Annotated in this window: 23 protein-coding genes; 12 read left to right on the top strand and 11 right to left on the bottom strand. The window is 48.9% G+C overall.

All coding sequences use genetic code 11. The annotated features are described in order from the left end of the window. The first annotated feature begins 2 nt into the window (after nt 1-2). Nucleotides 3-3,713 carry an FtsX-like permease family protein gene (locus ABIC15_RS08275; RefSeq protein ID WP_354020421.1) on the top strand — a complete coding sequence of 1,237 codons (3,711 nt, stop codon included), beginning with the start codon at nt 3-5 and terminating at the stop codon, nt 3,711-3,713. Between the two features lie 39 nt (nt 3,714-3,752). On the opposite strand, the gene ABIC15_RS08270 is transcribed toward ABIC15_RS08275, so the two are convergent. The 3 genes from ABIC15_RS08270 to ABIC15_RS08260 form a co-directional block, all read right to left on the bottom strand. After that, complete coding sequence (locus ABIC15_RS08270) at nt 3,753-4,715, bottom strand: DMT family transporter (RefSeq protein WP_354020420.1); 963 nt, start codon at nt 4,713-4,715, stop codon at nt 3,753-3,755. Between the two features lie 104 nt (nt 4,716-4,819). Continuing rightward, complete coding sequence (locus ABIC15_RS08265) at nt 4,820-5,257, bottom strand: hypothetical protein (protein WP_354020419.1); 438 nt, start codon at nt 5,255-5,257, stop codon at nt 4,820-4,822. A 61-nt stretch (nt 5,258-5,318) separates the two neighbouring features. After that, a complete protein-coding gene (locus tag ABIC15_RS08260; RefSeq protein WP_214764812.1) occupies nt 5,319-5,621 on the bottom strand; it encodes a putative quinol monooxygenase in 303 nt (100 codons plus the stop codon). Nucleotides 5,622-5,740: 119 nt separating this feature from the next. Between ABIC15_RS08260 and ABIC15_RS08255 the strand changes: the two genes are divergently transcribed. Continuing rightward, on the top strand, nt 5,741-6,088 hold the full coding sequence (locus ABIC15_RS08255) for a hypothetical protein (protein WP_012370377.1): 348 nt from the start codon (nt 5,741-5,743) through the stop codon (nt 6,086-6,088). A 10-nt stretch (nt 6,089-6,098) separates the two neighbouring features. Here ABIC15_RS08255 and ABIC15_RS08250 read toward each other — a convergent pair whose 3' ends face one another. The 6 genes from ABIC15_RS08250 to ABIC15_RS08225 all read right to left on the bottom strand — a co-directional run bounded on the left by ABIC15_RS08250 (nt 6,099) and on the right by ABIC15_RS08225 (nt 9,757). Further along, a complete protein-coding gene (locus ABIC15_RS08250) occupies nt 6,099-6,419 on the bottom strand; it encodes a hypothetical protein (RefSeq protein ID WP_012370376.1) in 321 nt (106 codons plus the stop codon). A gap of 214 nt (nt 6,420-6,633) precedes the next feature. Next, complete coding sequence (locus ABIC15_RS08245; RefSeq protein WP_012370375.1) at nt 6,634-7,407, bottom strand: ABC transporter permease; 774 nt, start codon at nt 7,405-7,407, stop codon at nt 6,634-6,636. Beyond that, entirely contained in the window at nt 7,404-8,108 is a 705-nt protein-coding gene (locus ABIC15_RS08240) for an ABC transporter ATP-binding protein (protein ID WP_214764813.1), read from the bottom strand. The genes ABIC15_RS08245 and ABIC15_RS08240 overlap by 4 nt, the downstream gene beginning before the upstream one ends. 109 nt (nt 8,109-8,217) lie before the next feature. Further along, nucleotides 8,218-8,592, bottom strand: coding sequence for a YciI family protein (locus ABIC15_RS08235; protein WP_354020418.1), 375 nt, complete (start codon nt 8,590-8,592; stop codon nt 8,218-8,220). A 248-nt stretch (nt 8,593-8,840) separates the two neighbouring features. Then, nucleotides 8,841-9,305: a GNAT family N-acetyltransferase gene (locus ABIC15_RS08230; RefSeq protein WP_214764814.1), complete on the bottom strand. Its 465-nt coding sequence runs from the start codon at nt 9,303-9,305 to the stop codon at nt 8,841-8,843. Nucleotides 9,306-9,319: 14 nt separating this feature from the next. After that, nucleotides 9,320-9,757 carry an NUDIX domain-containing protein gene (locus ABIC15_RS08225; RefSeq protein WP_012370370.1) on the bottom strand — a complete coding sequence of 146 codons (438 nt, stop codon included), beginning with the start codon at nt 9,755-9,757 and terminating at the stop codon, nt 9,320-9,322. Nucleotides 9,758-9,918: 161 nt separating this feature from the next. Between ABIC15_RS08225 and ABIC15_RS08220 the strand changes: the two genes are divergently transcribed. The 6 genes from ABIC15_RS08220 to ABIC15_RS08195 all read left to right on the top strand — a co-directional run bounded on the left by ABIC15_RS08220 (nt 9,919) and on the right by ABIC15_RS08195 (nt 12,737). Further along, on the top strand, nt 9,919-10,389 hold the full coding sequence (locus tag ABIC15_RS08220; protein WP_214764815.1) for a GNAT family N-acetyltransferase: 471 nt from the start codon (nt 9,919-9,921) through the stop codon (nt 10,387-10,389). Between the two features lie 21 nt (nt 10,390-10,410). After that, on the top strand, nt 10,411-10,980 hold the full coding sequence (locus ABIC15_RS08215) for a hypothetical protein (protein ID WP_318928622.1): 570 nt from the start codon (nt 10,411-10,413) through the stop codon (nt 10,978-10,980). An 80-nt stretch (nt 10,981-11,060) separates the two neighbouring features. After that, nucleotides 11,061-11,444 (top strand): hypothetical protein, encoded by a 384-nt coding sequence (locus tag ABIC15_RS08210; protein ID WP_214764817.1) that lies wholly within the window; start codon nt 11,061-11,063, stop codon nt 11,442-11,444. Nucleotides 11,445-11,659: 215 nt separating this feature from the next. After that, on the top strand, nt 11,660-11,866 hold the full coding sequence (locus ABIC15_RS08205; protein ID WP_131504147.1) for a helix-turn-helix transcriptional regulator: 207 nt from the start codon (nt 11,660-11,662) through the stop codon (nt 11,864-11,866). Further along, on the top strand, nt 11,863-12,558 hold the full coding sequence (locus tag ABIC15_RS08200) for a DUF3169 family protein (RefSeq protein ID WP_214764818.1): 696 nt from the start codon (nt 11,863-11,865) through the stop codon (nt 12,556-12,558). The genes ABIC15_RS08205 and ABIC15_RS08200 overlap by 4 nt, the downstream gene beginning before the upstream one ends. Nucleotides 12,559-12,575: 17 nt before the next feature. Continuing rightward, entirely contained in the window at nt 12,576-12,737 is a 162-nt protein-coding gene (locus tag ABIC15_RS08195) for a hypothetical protein (RefSeq protein WP_214764819.1), read from the top strand. A gap of 408 nt (nt 12,738-13,145) precedes the next feature. Here the strand turns inward: ABIC15_RS08195 and ABIC15_RS08190 are convergent, their stop codons facing one another. Next, nucleotides 13,146-13,670, bottom strand: coding sequence for a GNAT family N-acetyltransferase (locus ABIC15_RS08190; protein WP_354020417.1), 525 nt, complete (start codon nt 13,668-13,670; stop codon nt 13,146-13,148). A 115-nt stretch (nt 13,671-13,785) separates the two neighbouring features. Between ABIC15_RS08190 and ABIC15_RS08185 the strand changes: the two genes are divergently transcribed. Next, nucleotides 13,786-15,012: an MFS transporter gene (locus ABIC15_RS08185; protein ID WP_354020416.1), complete on the top strand. Its 1,227-nt coding sequence runs from the start codon at nt 13,786-13,788 to the stop codon at nt 15,010-15,012. Beyond that, nucleotides 15,009-15,497, top strand: a complete 489-nt coding sequence (locus ABIC15_RS08180) for a hypothetical protein (protein ID WP_354020415.1) — start codon at nt 15,009-15,011, stop codon at nt 15,495-15,497. The genes ABIC15_RS08185 and ABIC15_RS08180 overlap by 4 nt, the downstream gene beginning before the upstream one ends. Before the next feature lie 43 nt (nt 15,498-15,540). Here ABIC15_RS08180 and ABIC15_RS08175 read toward each other — a convergent pair whose 3' ends face one another. Further along, nucleotides 15,541-16,188, bottom strand: coding sequence for a hypothetical protein (locus ABIC15_RS08175; RefSeq protein WP_354020414.1), 648 nt, complete (start codon nt 16,186-16,188; stop codon nt 15,541-15,543). Between the two features lie 150 nt (nt 16,189-16,338). Between ABIC15_RS08175 and ABIC15_RS08170 the strand changes: the two genes are divergently transcribed. Next, entirely contained in the window at nt 16,339-16,632 is a 294-nt protein-coding gene (locus tag ABIC15_RS08170; RefSeq protein ID WP_214849326.1) for a hypothetical protein, read from the top strand. Nucleotides 16,633-16,653: 21 nt separating this feature from the next. Further along, on the top strand, nt 16,654-17,541 hold the full coding sequence (locus tag ABIC15_RS08165; RefSeq protein WP_354020413.1) for an NAD-dependent epimerase/dehydratase family protein: 888 nt from the start codon (nt 16,654-16,656) through the stop codon (nt 17,539-17,541). The last annotated feature ends 20 nt before the right edge of the window (nt 17,542-17,561 follow it).

Raw genomic sequence — 17,561 nt, 5'->3', positions numbered from 1 at the left:
ATATGCTGAAATTCATCTGGAATTCCTGGTGGCGGAACAAGGAGCGGTTCATCCTGCTCCTCGTCGGCGTCCTGATCGTCAGCACCGGCCTCAGTTACCTGATCGGGACGACGCAGGCGAACAACGGCACCGTCGTCGACGAGTTGCAAAAACGCTGGGGCTCGTCTTACGACATCGTCATCCGACCGCCGGACAGCCGCAGTGTGACGGAAGACCTGAAGCTGCTTGAACCGAACTATATGAGCGGGCTCGACGGCGGCATCACGCGAAAACAATATGAAATGATCAAACAGATCACGGATGTTGAAGTTGCGGCACCGATTGCCATGATCGGGAATTACTATGCAGATGCCCAACTGGGTACGTATGATTTCAAAGAGCCCGGTATCTATAAAGTTACGATCCAAGACGTTCAGGATACCGGTTTACAACAGGAAAAGGAAACAAACTCCTACTTTTTAGGTGCCGGGTGGTCTCCTTCCGAAAGTGATGGCTTAAACCGGGATCTTTCGCCGCAAGAGTTGGGAAAACAACCACTGATGGAGTTCGGCAGTGCGACGATGCTCGCCGGAATCGATCCGGAAGCAGAGGCAAAACTTGTCGGTCTTGATCAAGCGACGAAAAAAGCGACACATAGCCGATACTTTACAAAAGACGATATCGCAACAGACAACGGAAACGATGTCTGGAAGATCCCATTGATTTTAAACAGTCATGAATACGTCGATGCCTACCGGAAGTATCGTTACGAAAAAGTCGATGTGTCCTTAGTCAATGATTCGATGACCGAGACCGTCCAGGACATTATGAAAAAAGGCGGGAAATCGTATCTGAAGACGCTTCCGCTTCAACCTGCGAAAGTCTACAAGATTACGACAAACGAAACCTCTGAAGAACTGGTCAACGACATCTTAAAAGGAACGGTTCCGTCCAAACCAACCGGAAGCTTCGATTGGATGTACTTAAAGCCTTCCTCCGTTGAATACCAGGCGCTCGCGAGTCCGTTCGCTACACGATGGCCGTTTGCCTATCAGATCACACCACAGGAAGTGCCGGAAGATATTCAATTGGCCAAACGAACGATGTACCGAAAAGCACGGACATTTGGAGATACGTCCATCAATTTTAAATCCGTACCGAAGATGACTTTAAATTTCATCGGTGTCTTTGATCCACAAAAGCTGAACATTCCAAAGGATCCATTGACGGAACTGCCGATGGAAACGTACTTCCCGGCGAAAGCCCAGTGGGTTATGGACAAAGACGAACGGCCCGTCAATCCCGTCCGTGACGTCAAGCCAACGAATGACCCGTATGACTTCCTGACGAAACCGCCGTCGATGCTGACGACGCTCGATGCGGCGTTCAAACTCCGTGGCGACAAAGCCATCTCGGCCATCCGGGTCAACGTCAAAGGGGTCGAAGCCATGAATGCGACGAGCGAAAAAAAATTACAGGCGGTCGCGCAAGAGATTGAAGACAAGACAGGACTGATTACTGATGTTACACTCGGGTCCTCGCCGCAGCTCGCCCTGACCTACCTGCCCGGCTTAAAAAATGAATCGGCTTTAGGATGGGTCCAGCAACCGTGGATCAAACTCGGTTCCTCGATGGCGATTTTCCAGGAAGCAAAAGTCGGGATGAGCGGCGTCATCGCAAGTGTGATTGCGGTCGCGCTCGTTTATGTCTTCAGTTCAAACGTCATCTTGCTCTATGCCCGTAAAAAAGAGTTTGCGATTCTACTGTCACTCGGCTGGCGTCCGCGTCAGCTGTCGAAGCTGCTGTTTTTAGAGGCGACACTGCTCGGAACGTTCGTCGCCCTGATTTCCTGGACGATTCTCGGTTCGTTCTGGCTGACGACGGATCACCCGATCGCCCTCGGCCGGATCCTTTTGATCGGACTCGCCGGTCTGTTGATTTATTGGGGCGGCACGCTCGTCCCGATGGCTCTGATCCGCCGCATCCGGCCGTTTGAAAGCATGCGGTCCGGTGAAGTCTCAAAAGGCCGCCGGTTTGTCCGGTCGCAATCGATTTTCGGGATGAGTCTCAATCAACTGTTCACCTACTGGCAACGGACGTTGCTGTCAATCGTCGCAATTGCCCTGCCGACCAGTCTGTTTATCTTCTTCCTGTTCGTGACGTTCCGACTGAAAGGCGTCTTATATGCGACCTGGCTCGGTGAATATGTCGCGCTTGAAGTCGGAACGATGCATTACGTCGCGATGGCGGTCGCCCTCTTGATTGCCATCCTGACGACAACGGAAATCATGTGGCAAAACGTCAATGAGCGGAAACCGCAACTCGCTGTCTTAAAAGCAACCGGTTGGCGCGACGGTTGGATCCGGCTGCTCGTCCTGACAGAAGGCATGCTGACCGGGTTGTTCGCCGGTCTGATCGGTCTCTTGCTTGCGCTCGCGATGATCGGATACGTCTACAACCAATTCCCGGTTAATGAGCTGTTTTTCCTCAGTGTGATGCTGTTCATCCCGGTCGTGACCGGGGTCCTCGGTGCCCTGTTGCCGGCACAGCGGGCCGTCCGGATTACGCCGAATGCGGCAATCGGCAGTGTCGCCGTCAATACACAGGCGACGGAACGCCGCTTTAAACTGGCGCTCGGCACGATCGGTGTCGTCTTAGTCGCCGGCGTCTCCAGCCTGTTCCTGTTTGCAGCAAACGAAGATATCACGCAAGCACCAAAACAGGCGCAGGATAAACCGCCTGCCGTTCAAACGACCGGTGCGAAAATGGCCGATTTAAACCAGACCGATTCGAAGAAAAAGACGGCGGTTTCGCAGACGGAAACCGATAAAAAAATCAAGAAGCTGATGAAAAAAGGTATGGTGCAGACGACTCCGGGCGGTGAACAGATCAACAATCAGTTCTTTTATGTCGCTCCGCTGAACGAAACACCAAAAGAGCTCGATTTACAAGAAAAACCGGGTTACCGTTTTGTGACGCTTCCGGTGACCATGCAGGATAATCAGGATCCCCGCTCAAAAGGTTTGGTAGCCAATTATCGGCCAAGTACCTATGCGATGACCGCTCCTGACGGGAAAGAATACTTGCCGGTTGATTATGTCAATCATAATGAAAAAGCCTGGAAGTTCAGTTATCAGTATGTTTCAGGCGAAAAATCACGTGTTGATCTCGTCTATCAAGTACCGGAAGACGAAAAAGTATTGGTCCTGTATGCATCGGATGATGCGTTCCCGAGAACGGTCACCGTCAAAATCGAGTTGCCTCCGGTAGCAAAGGCTTTGACGGATCAAGAAGAACAAGCGGTAAAACAGATGATGAATAAAGGTGTCGTCAAGACCTATCCGGGTGATCCGCTTCAGAAAAAAGCAGTGTTTCATGTGGACGCTATGTTGCCGAATCCGCCGAAAGAGTTGAAATTAAAACCGCGGAGCGGTTACCAATTGGTCACGTTGCCGTTGATTTTTCAGGATACGTATTACGATTATGACGGAAGTTCCGTGAATTACCGGCCGAATACGTTCACGCTGCAAGCACCGGACGGAACCGAGTATGAACAAATCGATTACGTCAACCGAAACGAAAAAGCATGGAAAAATGGATTCCAGTATTATCCTCCGTTTCGTTCGCAAATCGATTTTGTTTATGAAGTGCCGGACGATCAGTCTGTTTTCGTCATGTATGCGTCAAGTGAAGCGTTCCCGAAACCGACGACCGTCAAAATTGAACTGGATTAAAAAATGCTCCCTTCCACTGACGGAAGGGAGCATTTTTAGTTAGAGCCGGATCAGCACGATACCGACAATCATCAGCCCGAGGCTGACCAGTTGAACACCGGTGACCGGCGTTTTCGCTGCGCCAAACAAACCGAACCGGTCAATTAGCAGACTGCCGGTTAACAGACCGATGGTGACGATGACGACAGCAGCACCCGCTCCGACAAGCGGCACGATGACGGCATTGCCGGCGATGAACAAAGCACCGATCAAGCCGCCGATCCAAATCCACCATGGTGTCGGGAGCGACCGATCGAACTGCCACTTCGTCCGGACAATCAGATTGACAAGCAACAGGGTCACCGTTCCGACGACAAAGGAAATCAACGCTGCTTTAATGGCGGAATCAAGCACCACTCCGAGATGCCCGTTGATCGCGGCTTGGGCGGCACTCATCATTCCCATGACGACACCCATGATCCGCCACCCGTAAATCGTCGGATCGACAGGCTTCGCTTGTTCCGGATGCCGGCGTTTTGCGAGCCAGTCACCGAGCGCAACGGTACCGACGACACCGAGCAGGACAAATCCGGCGCCGAGCAGACGACTTGGGGAACCCGGAGTGACGGCGGTCGAAAACCAACCGAAATTATCAATCAACAGACCCATCAAGACCTGTCCAAAAATCGGCATGATGACGGTCTGAACACCGCCGATTCGCGGGAACAGTAGAATGTTTCCGGTTAAAAAGATGACACCGAGCACACCGCCGATCCAAATCCAGGCGGGTTCCGACCAGACACCCGGATTCAGACGGAAATTCTGTTCCACGAACAGCGTCAGGACGATCAAAAAAACCGTCCCGATGCTGAAAGAGAGCAGAGAGGCAAGGAACGGCGAGCCGACGATGCCGCGTAAGCGTGTGTTGACACTCGTTTGAACGGGAACGAGGATCCCGATGATTAATCCGATGATAATGGCAAGAATAAGAAGCCCTCCTTTTGTACGAGTCGTTCCTATCATATGCCAGAGCCGGACAGGAAAGCGATTTGCCTGCTTATACCGTCAGTTGAACACAAGAAAAAGCACCCGAATGCTACAGATGCTTTTTCAACAAATGGATGTAGTCAGCGGTATTCTTTGCTCATCGGCTGTTCCGGATCGGCTCGATGGATTCGGTACTCGAGGACGATTTCGATGACGATTCCAATCAGCATGAATCCTGCCACGTATAGCAGTGCCATGTCCGTATCATCTCTAAGTTCAGTAGTGACGATCAGGAGCAACATGAGTGAAATAATACCAAAACCCATGATGGACCGGAGTTGAACCAACCACTTGGCACGTGTCGAATCTGACAGCCGGCTGATTTCGAAACTTTCGCGACCTAACATCACGCCGGAAACCGCGAGTGCACAGATCAGTACCAGCATCGACCAAATGGATTGGTCAAAAAAATCAGCCGCTAAAAAGGCGCCGCCGGTAACGACGGCCGATAGAATCCGGGCCGGCTTCGTTCTCTTGCGGATGGTTTGAATGGTTTGGATCCGTTCTTGTTTGTTCATCTTCTCACCTCATGACGATCATACGTGTTCTGGCTATAATGATTCCCTCTTTTTGTAAAAATTATGCCAGTCCTTTGCCTCCGTGCGGCTGATCTTCCAGCAACCGCTCAACTTGCAACAAAATCGGTCTCACCTGTTCAATCAACTGCCGGGTCGCTGGCAACTGTAAAGACGCAGCATGCGCCGCTTGATCCGTCCAAATTTCCCGGACCATTACGGTATCAGCTTCTTCGGTCGTACTGACGATATACTGCTCACAATCTGAGACATCTTGTAAGGACGTTGCTGCTTCTAACAGTACCTCCACCAATCGGTGTCCCTCACCGGGTTGGGTCGTGAACTTTGTCCATAATCCGTAAAACATCTTGATTTCCCCCTTCATGATTGGATGATTACTTATTTGAATGAAAATTCCTGGGAACACTTGGGTAATACGAACGTATAGAAAGTAACAGCTTACATAAGAAAAAGGAGGATCCTCTATTGAAAAAACGTCTGCTTGTCACGACTGGTTTGTATCTGCTCGTCATGATGATGACGATTTACGCCATCTTTTTCGAACAATCCGATTCGACTTTTCTGCTGATCATTCAACTCGGACTGTTGGTCCACTTCTACTTCCAGTACCGGATGGCATACATTGTACCTGATCAGGATCTTCCTACTGCACCATTTCGATTGAATGTCCTTCGAACCGGCTTGATTGTAGCAGCCTTCGTCTCGTACATAATGCTTGATTCCGTGCCGCTCCTGCTCGCAACGGTTGTCGCTTTGGCGCTCGCTGTCCCGACGCTTGTCTCCTACGTCCGGTTACGAACACAGAAAAACTGACGCGTTCAGCTTATTCCCGTTCCGGTAACGAGCGGGTCCGGCCGACGAAAACGACCTGTTGTTTCACCAGTCGAAAGACCTGGTATTCACCGCGCGGATCGGTGTTCAATTGAACGGCGACCTGATGCCGGGCTTCTTTCGAAGAAGCTGTCTTGTCATAGGCAGACCTGACCGCAATGATCGTCTCTTTGCCATATTGCGCGGCGACATGTGTCGTCACCCGGGCCCGTACGATTTGTTCAAACGTCTCATCCTGTTCCTGCTCAAGAAAAAACCAACCGATGCCGCCGATCATTCCTAATAAGAGTAGTGCCAGTACCGTCTTTCGCATTTCGAACGCCCCGTTTCCGTTTTGTTCTCTGTAGACAGAATTCGCTGTTCATTAAAGATTTCCTGCTTTTTAAAGAAAGACCGCGATGGAAAGGAATCCTTCAAAAACAAGCCGTGCAACCGATTCCCGAAAAGAGAGTGGTTGCACGGCTTGTTTGTTACTGCTTTAATTCTTCAACCCGCTAAGCGTCTCAGGGGCTGTTTCAAAATTCAAATCAGTTCTGTTTGTCCTTCCGGTACGTCAGACCGATGAACTGTGATTTCTGATTAAACAATTTCCGGTACGACATGTAACCAACGAGGACAGCCGACGTCGCTGCCGTCGTCAGCAACAGGAATAAGATCAGCAATTGGTACAGGACGGCTTCCATCGGATTGGCCCCGCCGATGATCAGACCGCTCATCATGCCCGGCAGTTGAACCAAACCCATCGTCTTCTGCGCTTCGATCGTCGGAATCATACTCGTCCGGATGGCACTTTTTAGACTGGTATCAATTGCCGTTTTCGTATCACCGCCGAGGGATAAAATCAATTCGATCACTTCGTCACTGCGTTCGACCTCGTCCTTAAACTTGTTCAAGAATAACAGCGACAGAATCATACAGTTCCCGATCACCATCCCGCTGATTGGAATGACTTGCTGGGCTTCAAACGGAATGATGTTTAGACCGAGCATCAGCCCCATCGTCAGCACTTCGACCGAAATCAGCGTCGCAAGAACAATCCACTGGATCCCGGGAATCCCGTCGCCCTTCCGGATGACGTTGAGCGTCGCCGCTCCGATCATCAGCAGAATCATCAACAGGATATAGATCGGACTGTCGCTCTCGAAAACAAACGTCAGAATATAGCCGATGATCAGCAATTGAATGATGGAACGGACGGTCGCAATCAGGATATCTTTTTCGAGACCGAGCTTCAGCGTAAAGGCAAGAATCAGCGGAATCGCAATGAAAATCAGCGACGTCGCCAGTTGGACGTAACTCATAACGATTCCCCCTTCAAGAAGGCTTCGATGTCCGGGCGTGTTCCGTCCGGTTCAAGCAGCGAAACGTCCCCGTGCTCAAGCAATTGGCCGTCCTTTAAGAACCAGACCTCTTCACTGACACGCCGTGCCTGATCAAGATCATGCGTGATCCAGATGACGGTCACCTGAAGCTCGCGTTGCAGACGCTGAATCAGCTGTTCGATTTCCTTAACCATCCGAAAATCAAGACTGGCCGTGATTTCGTCAAGCAACAAGACATCCGGTCGATTGACAAGCGTCCGGGCAATCGCGAGCCGGCTTCGTTCACCGCCCGACAACTCTTTGACCGGTTGCTTCAAGTCGACATGGAGGTCGACTTGTTCGAGCAGCCGCTTCGCTTCATCCGGTGCCAATGTCTCGTGAAAAATTGTTTTCGGCAAACTGAGATTATCCATGACGGACCCCGGCAGCATCGGCGCACTTTGAAACGCCATTCCGATCTGTTTCCGCAGTTCGACGAGGTTCATCTGTTCCAAGTCCTCGCCACGGTAACGAATCCGACCGCTGTCCGGGGAAATCAATCCGTTGATTTGTTTTAAGCACGTCGATTTACCGGCACCGCTTGGTCCGACGAGCGTCGTGATTTTTCCTTCCGTAAAAGCACCTGAGATGCCACGGAGTATGTGTTTGTACTGCACGTCTTCAAAGGTAATGATCGACACGTCTGCTTCACCTGACTTTCTGGTTTCAATTAATCCGCTATGAAACAGGTATACCCGAAAATCACAAAAACATACAACGCCTCGACGCGCTGTATGTTCAAAAAACCGTTTATTTGGCTTCTTTTGGGTCAATCAGCGGCCGCACTTCCATCCGCCAGCCGTACTTCTGTGCTTCCGGTAACTGGGTCGTCGGATGAAGTAACGCCAAGTCGACCGCCCGTTCCAAATCATCCGCTTCAAACACGATCAGACTGCCGATCTGTTCCGTTTTGTCCGGATCCAGTCCGTCCTGATGCTGAATTTGACCGTCGAGAAGCCGGGCCCGTTTCGTTTCGGCTCCCGGATGCCATTCATACAGAACGTTGAGCTTCGTAAAAAACGTTTCGAGCGGTGGATTACACCGTTCCATGACGGCATCGAGCTCTTGTTGCGAGGACTGATTCATCTTTTCTGCATCGTAATAACCGATGAATAGAAATAACATCTGATCCCTCCTAGTTCCAAGGCTTTCCTGAGACGTCGTTCATTATTTAAGTACCCTGTTTTCAATCGATGTAATACAAAACACCTTGTCTCCGTCGAGAAAACAAGGTGCCGCTTATTTATTGGCGATTTTGCGTAACAGATACAGAGCGTATAGCATTGACGGAATCGCCATGACGAGGACTGCTATGCGCAGCAAACCAAAAATGAAATTCAAATCCGTGTAATCCATTCGCACTTCCCTCTTTCTTAATGTAACGATTTGGCGACGACTTGGCGCATCTTTTCAAAGCCAAGCCGCTCGTAGAAGACATCGACCCCGTCGTTGCTCATCCAGTAGTCGAGATCAATTTTATGTATGTCTTGTTCGAGTGCCCGGCGCTCGACTTCAACCAACAACTGACGGCCGAACCCTTGCTGCTGTTTGTCATCGACAATACAGAGATGGTGGACGCGGGCTTTCGAATGGGCAAACTGAAAGGCACTTTCCGGGCGCCGGAGATATTCAATCCAGACGTATCCGATCGCTTCCCCGTCGAGTTCCGCCAGCAAAAACTGATGGGTTCCGGTTCCGACGATTTTCGCAAAAAACGCCCGGACTGTCGTAAAGTCAAACGGTTTAAAGAAGTCGGGCTGTTGCACGACATGCGGCTCATGGACGTAGCGATTCAGCCTAGCTAATGTATCCAGGTCCGTTGTCTCGACAATCTGCATGTGTACCCCTCCGCTCAGTGTGTGATTTGTCCATTGAAGACGTACGGGACCGTCTGTTGCGTCGTCAGAATCTGTTCGTATTCTTTCGACAGATTCATGAACTGAACGGCGTCGGCAATCGTCACCCATGAGATCTCTTCGATTTCATCCGGAAAAATCGTGCCAATTTCGCCCCCGCGAATCTCCGACTGGAAAAAGAAGAACAGACAATGTTCATCGACTTGCGGAAAAAACGCTTCGCTGACGTGTAACAGTTCCCCGACCGCAACGTCATATCCGGTTTCTTCCTTCGCTTCCCGGACGGCTGCTTCCGGTAACGTCTCCCCCGCTTCGACTGTTCCCCCGGGCAACGTGTAATACGAATAAGACGGTCCGATGTTTTTGACCATTAACACTTGATCCCGTTCCTCGTTCAATAAGACGTTATAGACGATATTTTTTTGACGTGTCATGCTCATTCCCCCCTCAAATCGGTAGATGGTATTTTTTAACTTATCTACTATACCATAGTCTTTTTCAGACAGGGAGAGCCCTCTATAAAATAGGAAAAATAATTCCATATGAATGACCTTATGGTAAAATAATTCCAATACGTCAAAAAAGGAGGATCAGGATGATTCATTTGGAAAAAGCAACAGCTGAAGACGCGCTTGCTTTATTCGAGCTGCAAGTCGCGGCGTTCAGTCCATTGCTTAAAAAGTATCAAGATTACGAGACGAATCCGGCAAATGAAACGATTGACCGGGTCTACGCGCGCATTCATCATCCGACAGGCTGTTTTTTAAAGATCATCGCGGACGGACAGCTCGTCGGCGCGATCTGTATTCGCTGGAACGAAGACGTTTATTTCCGGATCAGTCCGTTGTTTCTGGCACCGGATGCGCAAGGCAAAGGATTTGCCAAACAAGCCATGCTGCTCGCGGAAGCCCGTTATCCGCAGGCCAAGACGTGGGAACTGTCGAGTCTATTCGAAGAAACGAAAACGTGTCAGTTATACGAAAAGATGGGTTACGTTGAAACCGGTATCCGTAAGCCATTGAACGACAGAGCAACGCTGATTCACTATCAGAAAATCATGGTCTAAAAAAGGAGAATGAGGATGTCGATGATGAAAACTATATGTACGGCGTTAACGGCTCTTACGTTACTGATTCCGTTATCCCCGGACGCGATCGCCGAGACAAACGGACCGACGACGGAGCAAAAAAATGAATGGTATCAGCAATATGAGATCGTGATTGAATCCGTCAATCAAAGCAATCCGGACGGTGAGCTGGAGTTGGCCCCGATCTATTCCTTTCAGGATGAAGACTGGCGTCCGGTCGAGGAATTCAGAAAAATCGCCAAGAAGCGGAGTACCTTCAAAATCGCTTTGACATCAAACGAGAAACAGGCGGTCAAAGAGGAGTCAGCAAGTGACATCAACGTCCGGCCGGATATTACAACCGTCTACAGTCAAAGTGCCGGACGCCATCTCTGCTCGGAGACGGTTTCCGTCACGTCCGAATCCCGGACAAAAGGGACATGGGTTCAAAAAGGCTATACCGCGACGCGTATCGATGCCAACCAAACGTATGAAATCAGTCTCGGCGGGTACTATACGAAGGACGGAATCGTCACGGGACATATTCCGACGATTGAATTCCATTGCGGACGGAACGGTGAAATCAGTTGAAGAATAGGTAACATCTAAAAACCATTATTTTACATATAAAGACCATTTGTGGTACTCTGAACATCTAAGGAGGGTTGTCCATGATTAAAAGAGTATCGTTTGTTCTTCTTTCCATGACACTGGCTGTTGCCACCCTGCTGCTTGCCGCGCGGTATGCCGTCGGTCAGAGCGTCATTTCATTTGACCAGCCCAAAGCTCTCAGCCTTTCAATCGCAATCGTTGTTTTATTATTCCTACCACCTCTTTTTCTGTCGTTTTTTGAGAACACTATCATGAAAGTGATGAATGCGGCCTATCAATCAATCATTTCTTTGTCCTTCATCGGACTGATTCCCATGGGATTCATGACACCCGATGGCTCACTTGTGATTGTGCTGACTGCGGTGATTGGAACAGTCATCAGCATCTTCAGTACGGTGACGGCAGTCGGAAAAAGCAATGCACTTTCTACTACGCGTATCTAACTCTTTAATCAGAACCGAAGCGTTTTCGCTAAATCCTTGAAGCAACAGATGATTCATTTGTTGCTTCAAGGATTTTTTCATATAAATAAAACCTATTTTAACCCTGTGATTAATTGCAAATAAACATCGAAATAATGACATTTTTCATAATCATTTTGACTAATATCATTGTCATTACGACTAACATCGTTTACAATTTAAGTGAGGTGAAGGATATGAAGTCAAAAGTGAAGGAACTGCGCGCACGTCATGGATGGAATCAGACTGAACTGGCAAAACGTGCTAACATTTCCCGACAGACTGTCAGTTTGATTGAGCGAGGAGAATTCATGCCGTCGCTCCTGATTGCAGCTAAAATCGCCCGGGTCTTTGAAACAACGATCGAGGACATCTTTCAATTTAACGAGGAGGAGTTACTGTGAGTAAAAGTCTGAACCTGGTTTTACGGATGCTTGTCGGCGGTACCATTGGATTTTTCTTGATGTACTGGGTATTAAGTAGTCCGCTTGAAGGGATTGCCTTTTCGGAGTACAGCTTGTGGGTCAATGGATTTTTACTTGTTGTTCTAATCGGATTACTTCTATTATCGTTCATTCGATACCGGAAAATTCATCGCCTTCTCAACCAACCGTTGACAGGAGACGCGGAAGATTTGGCCGATCAACAGATGTATCGTTGGTTCAGCGACGGCACACTGAGTTTAAATTTAGTACTTCCGCTTAGTCTTGCAGTGATCAGTGTGAATTTAGTACTCGATCAACAGCTTTCATTGGTCGTGACTGGCTTCGTCGTAATGGGTGTCGGACTGATTGGTTCGATCCGGTTTCAGGCGCTGGTCCAGCACATGTATCCGGAACGGAAGCTTCCGGACATCAGTGAAACGGATTATGCCATGAAACTCCTCGCGGCATCGGATGACGGGGAAAAACACGTCATGCTCGAAGGACTGTACAAAACACATTCTCTTGTTAATATGATGCTGATTGTTGGAATCATCTTGCTGCTCTTCTACTCACTGTCGACATCGAGCTCTCAGCTATTCAGCATTTTCGTCATTACCTCCATCTTGATGGTCAGTAACGCAAAATATTATCTGACGATTCGTAATCGTTAAGAACAGGAGAAATCAGCATGCTTCGAAGCATTATTGCCGGTATGTTCACCTCCGTTTTGATTTCCGGTGTTTTAACCTGCTGGTCCTCTACACCAATGTCGGAACGGGCAAGCCATACGATGTATTCATCAGCGAGCGGCATCTTTATCAAAATCAGCCGAGAATACTCCCCCTTCTAAACGTTCAGGGCGAAGCCCTAGTGCAAGTGGGAGATGAATCGTCTTCGGCCAAAGCGTAGGTGGAGGTAGTTCAAACGTTCTATTCGTTTCCCGTCATCTTCATTTCAGGAATCCTCGTTGATTGGCTGAAGAAACGATTTGTTTCATTCTTCCCTAAGCGCCGGAAGACAGTCCCTTTGTTGTATGGTGTGTCAGGCAGTACAATCGCCCTGGTTATTGTTTTACTAAATCATAACGGAGCCGTTCGGTTCAGTGAACTGTTGTTCTTGCTGCCTTTCCTGATGCTTTGCGGCGCATCAGCGATTCTGTATTTTTGGATTTCGCATAGGATTCTCAAAAAATCGTATAATAATCCTAAAAAATCGTATAATAATCCTAAAAAATGACTCGCGGTTAAAACTACCGGAGTCATTTTTGACGTCCATCGAGCATCGTCTGTTTGAACTGAATGAGCATCATCCGTTGACCGTTCAGTTCGACTTCTACTGCTGTGTTCTCCTGTCGGAATCCGTTACCTGTCAGGACTTTTTGCGAAGCGATATTTCCGTCCGTCGTCTCCGCTTGAATTTCCTCAATATCAAGTTTCGTACATTGTTTGATTAGCAACCGGACGGCCTCTTTGGCAATCCCCTTACCCGTATGATTTTGTCCGATTCGGTACCCAAGTTCTGCCAGTTTCGTAGTTACATCCCGATCGACGAGATTGATCCGACCCATAATTTCTCCGCCTTCACCTTTGATCAGGTAAAAGAACGAAGTGCCATCTCGCTGTTCCTGTAAGAGTGACGCATGCCGTTGCTTAAAAATCTCAGGCAGGTAATAGTCTTCGCCTCGCGAAGGAATCGACTGTTCGAAATACAGACGGTTCTCGAGTTCAAATGCATATAACTCTTCTGCGTCCAGTGCCGTACAGGCTTCCAGCTGTATTTTCATACCACCCCTCCTAAAATTCCTAATTATCCCTTTCAAATTCCATATATTATCATTATAATCATATACGATACGTTTTATCAAAGCGTCTCCATTACAGTTCAAGTTAGGACATACCATGTTCATCAAACGAAATCATCATAATCTGGCTACCCATAATGTCCGTGTCTTTTATTTCATCACCTTGTTCGGCACGATCAACCTCCTTGATCCGGTCATCACCCTATTTTATTTTCGGCGCGGCTTGTCGGCATCTGACATTTTAATCATTCTCTTCATGTATTGTGCCGCCACATTAGTATCGGAAATCCCGACCGGTGCCTTTGCCGACCGCTTCGGACCAAAAGCGTCGTTTTTAACCGGCAGCTTGATCAGTATTTTCTCAACCAGTCTGTTGCTGATTGCGGATGACATTTGGTGGTTTTCGATTCAGGGACTGCTGTGGGGATTATCAACGTCCTTCTTTTCCGGTTCAGACGATGCCTTGATTTTTGAATCATTAAAGGAAAGCGGACAGGAAAAGGCGATGAGTCAGGTCATGGCGAAAATCTCGTCCGTTATGTTCTCCGTCACGATTTTTACCAGCCTGATCGGCGCCTACCTCGTCCGCGATTTAGCGGAAAGCCAGTTCCAATTTCTGATCCTCATTGGAATTCTCTTTAAAATCATCGAATTCTTGTTGATTTTCAGTCTGATCAATCCTAAATCGTTTGATCAGTTCCGGGACAACCCGTATACCCATGTCAAAAATGGTTGGCAGATCATCCGCCGATCACCGGATCTGATTAAAGTTTTTCTCAACTTCACGATTGTGTTGATTCCATCTGTCGTCATTTTCGGAAAGTTTGAGCAACCGTATGTGACGGGAGCCGGACTTCCAGTTGCATGGCTCGGTGTTTTGTACGCAAGCGCCGCTCTACTCAGCATGCTGATCACCCGGCACCTCGCCTGGCTGTTGCTCCGCTTCAAACGGACGACACTGATGCAACTGTCGGGTATTATCACACTGCTTGCCGTCTCACTGGCGAGTTTCCTGTTTAACAGCTTATGGATCGCCTTAGTACTGTTTTTTTTCCTGCGGATGCTGCGGTCGATCCGACAACCGCTTTACTCCGGTATCATCAACGAACACATCCCGTCCGGTAGCCGGGCGACGACACTCTCGCTGCTTAATCTTGTTGATTCCGCGTTCGATTTAATCATTCTCGGAACGATGTCGTTTGTCGCGACCCTCGGATTACCAGCCATCTTTATCGGCTGTGCTTTAATCATTGGAATCGGCTTGTTGTTTCCGGTCCGGGAAGCGAAGCATGTACAGGAGCAAGAAGGGAGACCGATCGTATGATTTATCGGAAAATCATTGCGGCTTCCATCTCCGGCGCTATCTTCGCCATGTTATTCGGTCTGTTTGTTCCGGGTCCGACCAGCTTGCCTGATAATTCGATGGGGCAGTATATATCAAGTGTTGTCATCAGTATTCCGCCTTACCTGATGTATAGTTTTCCGTTCATCCTGATTTACGGCGGGATGACGTCACTGATTAGTGAAATCATCAGCCGACGGATCACCAACCATCCAAAAGCGGAATTCGTTGTGTCGGGTGTGCTGCACCTGGCATTCGGAGCCGGGGTTTTCCTGCTCCTGAATCCTTACGCGGGTATTCTCAGCCTGGCTGCCGCTCTCCTGTTTTTCGTGACGGATCGTTACTTACAAAACAAACGAACTTCGTACCGGCTGACGCAAGCTTTGATGAGTCTAGAAATTCCGATCGGCGTCTGGATTCTGTTCATGGGAATCGTTTACCTTCAAAGCCTGGTAACTGGAAACTGAACAAGAGCGGATCACCTGACATTCCAGGTCGTCCGCTCTTTTGTTAAAAGTATGTATTAAATCCGATTTCCTCTTCCCGCAGAACACCATTTTCATTGATGTATTCCGTGGTCAGATTTCCGTGCCGGAGTAACTTCTTTTTCTTTATAGCCGTTGCCAGCCGCGTCAGATTTTTTTCTTCCGTCGGTAACCGGTCCCGTTGCAGTGTAATCGTAATGAATGGCGGGATTTTTGCTTTTTGATATTTGCTTGACGATGTCGGGTCCAATTTCAACTGTTGGACATCGTCCTGATAATAGACGGCCCTGTACACCGGCCCTGTACCGAAGATGTTTTCAACAAGCGGACGAATCTGTTCCGTCAGTTCCTGTGACCACTGCTCAGACAAGTACGTATCCGTGACCTGCTTTGTCTGCTGATCGATGTAGACGAAAAATTCCGTATTGGTTTTTGGCTCCTGTAATTGTACGGCATAATCAAACTCAGAGTATTTCCCCGCGGCATCATAAAAGGCACCTTGCAGTTCTGCCTGTTTAAAATGCTTTGCGATGTATGATTTTGTCTCGCGCACCATACGGTCGGCTTCCGGTTCGTCCGGTTCCATCGACTGGACATACAGGAAAACCACCAGACCGGACATCACGACCATGACGCCGAAAAGGCTCAGTACTTTTTTAGCAAAAGCATTCATGACACCCCTCCTTTTTTTCTTAATATTACCATCCGTTTTATTAAATTGACTAAATTCATCCATATTTCACTTTCGCATTTCGTTTCCTATCCCTACAATGAACATAACCGATTGATCTCTGAATCCTACCAATGAAAGTGTGGTGGAAACATGCGCCGAATCATTTGGCTGATGCTGTTGAGTCTATTCATAGTAGGCAGTTTATCCGGTTGTTCCGATCAGGCATACGTGATCGAAGAACTGAACGGCAATCAGCTTTCGCTCGGTCCGGACGACCAAAATCCGGAGGAACAGTATGCCTTGACCGAAGTCACACTGGACGGCGAGACAACAATTGACGGGTGGACGAATCAATTATCCGTTCTCCAAAAGGGGGATATTATCCGCTTTGCATACCGGAATGGCAAAAAACCGCTCGTCGCAACGATTGAGCGGGTGAAATAATTTAGAAAGAAGGTTGATCAGATGGAACTGTCCGGAAAACGGATTCTCGTCACCGGTGTCACCGTGACGCTTGGACTGCGCATCGCAAAACGATTATTGTCAGAGGCGCTTGAAGTCCGGGGATTGATACGACAGGCGGAGCGGTTCAACGAATTCGAATCACTCGGGATCACGCCGGTTTTTGGTGATTTGACCAATCAAACGTCACTTGAAAAAGCGATGGATCAGATCGACTGGGTCGTCCATTGCGCCGCCTATCTCGGTGATGATGAAAATCTTGCCCGCCAGTCGAATGTTGAAGGTGTCATTCATTTAGCAACGGTCGCGTTAAATACTGGAGCACGTGTCCTTCACATCTCGACGACATCCGTTTACGGGGAACCGGCAGATGGTCATTTGACGGAGTCGTCGCCGCTCGCGGTTGATCATCCGGCACCCTATATCCAAACAAAAATCCGGTCGGAACAGATTCTAAACGATTACGCCGCCCGCGGCTTGGACGTCCGGATTCTCCGCCCCGGTGCCATTTGCGCCGAACAGGATTCCCACTGGGGCGACCGGCAAGTCAGACGGATGCAGGAAGCGGATTGTGTGACCTGGGTCCACCCGGACGATCTCGTCAACTGGGTCCATGCCGATAACATTGCCGAGATGGTTTTCCTCGTCCTGACACGTGGAAAACCAGGTGATGTGTTTCACGCCGTCGATACCAACATTCCGGAAACGGACTTCCGAATGCGGCTGGTTGAAGCCTCCGGCAAACCGTACCAAATCCCTGATCGTGTCGCGGAACGTCCGACCTATGCAACAGACAAAATCAAGACACTCGGTTACGAACCGGTTCGATCGTTTGACGAGACAATAGAGCGGTTGCTCCAGTTGTTCTCACTGCAACCGAACGCCAAATAAAAGAGCTTCTTCTGCCTGAC

Origin of the sequence: Exiguobacterium sp. PvP048 (assembly GCF_040549175.1) — a bacterium.
Classification (GTDB): Bacteria; Bacillota; Bacilli; order Exiguobacteriales; family Exiguobacteriaceae; genus Exiguobacterium_A; species Exiguobacterium_A artemiae.
The sequence above is the reverse complement of the archived record's forward strand: the minus strand, read 5'-3'. Positions and strand labels throughout refer to the sequence as shown.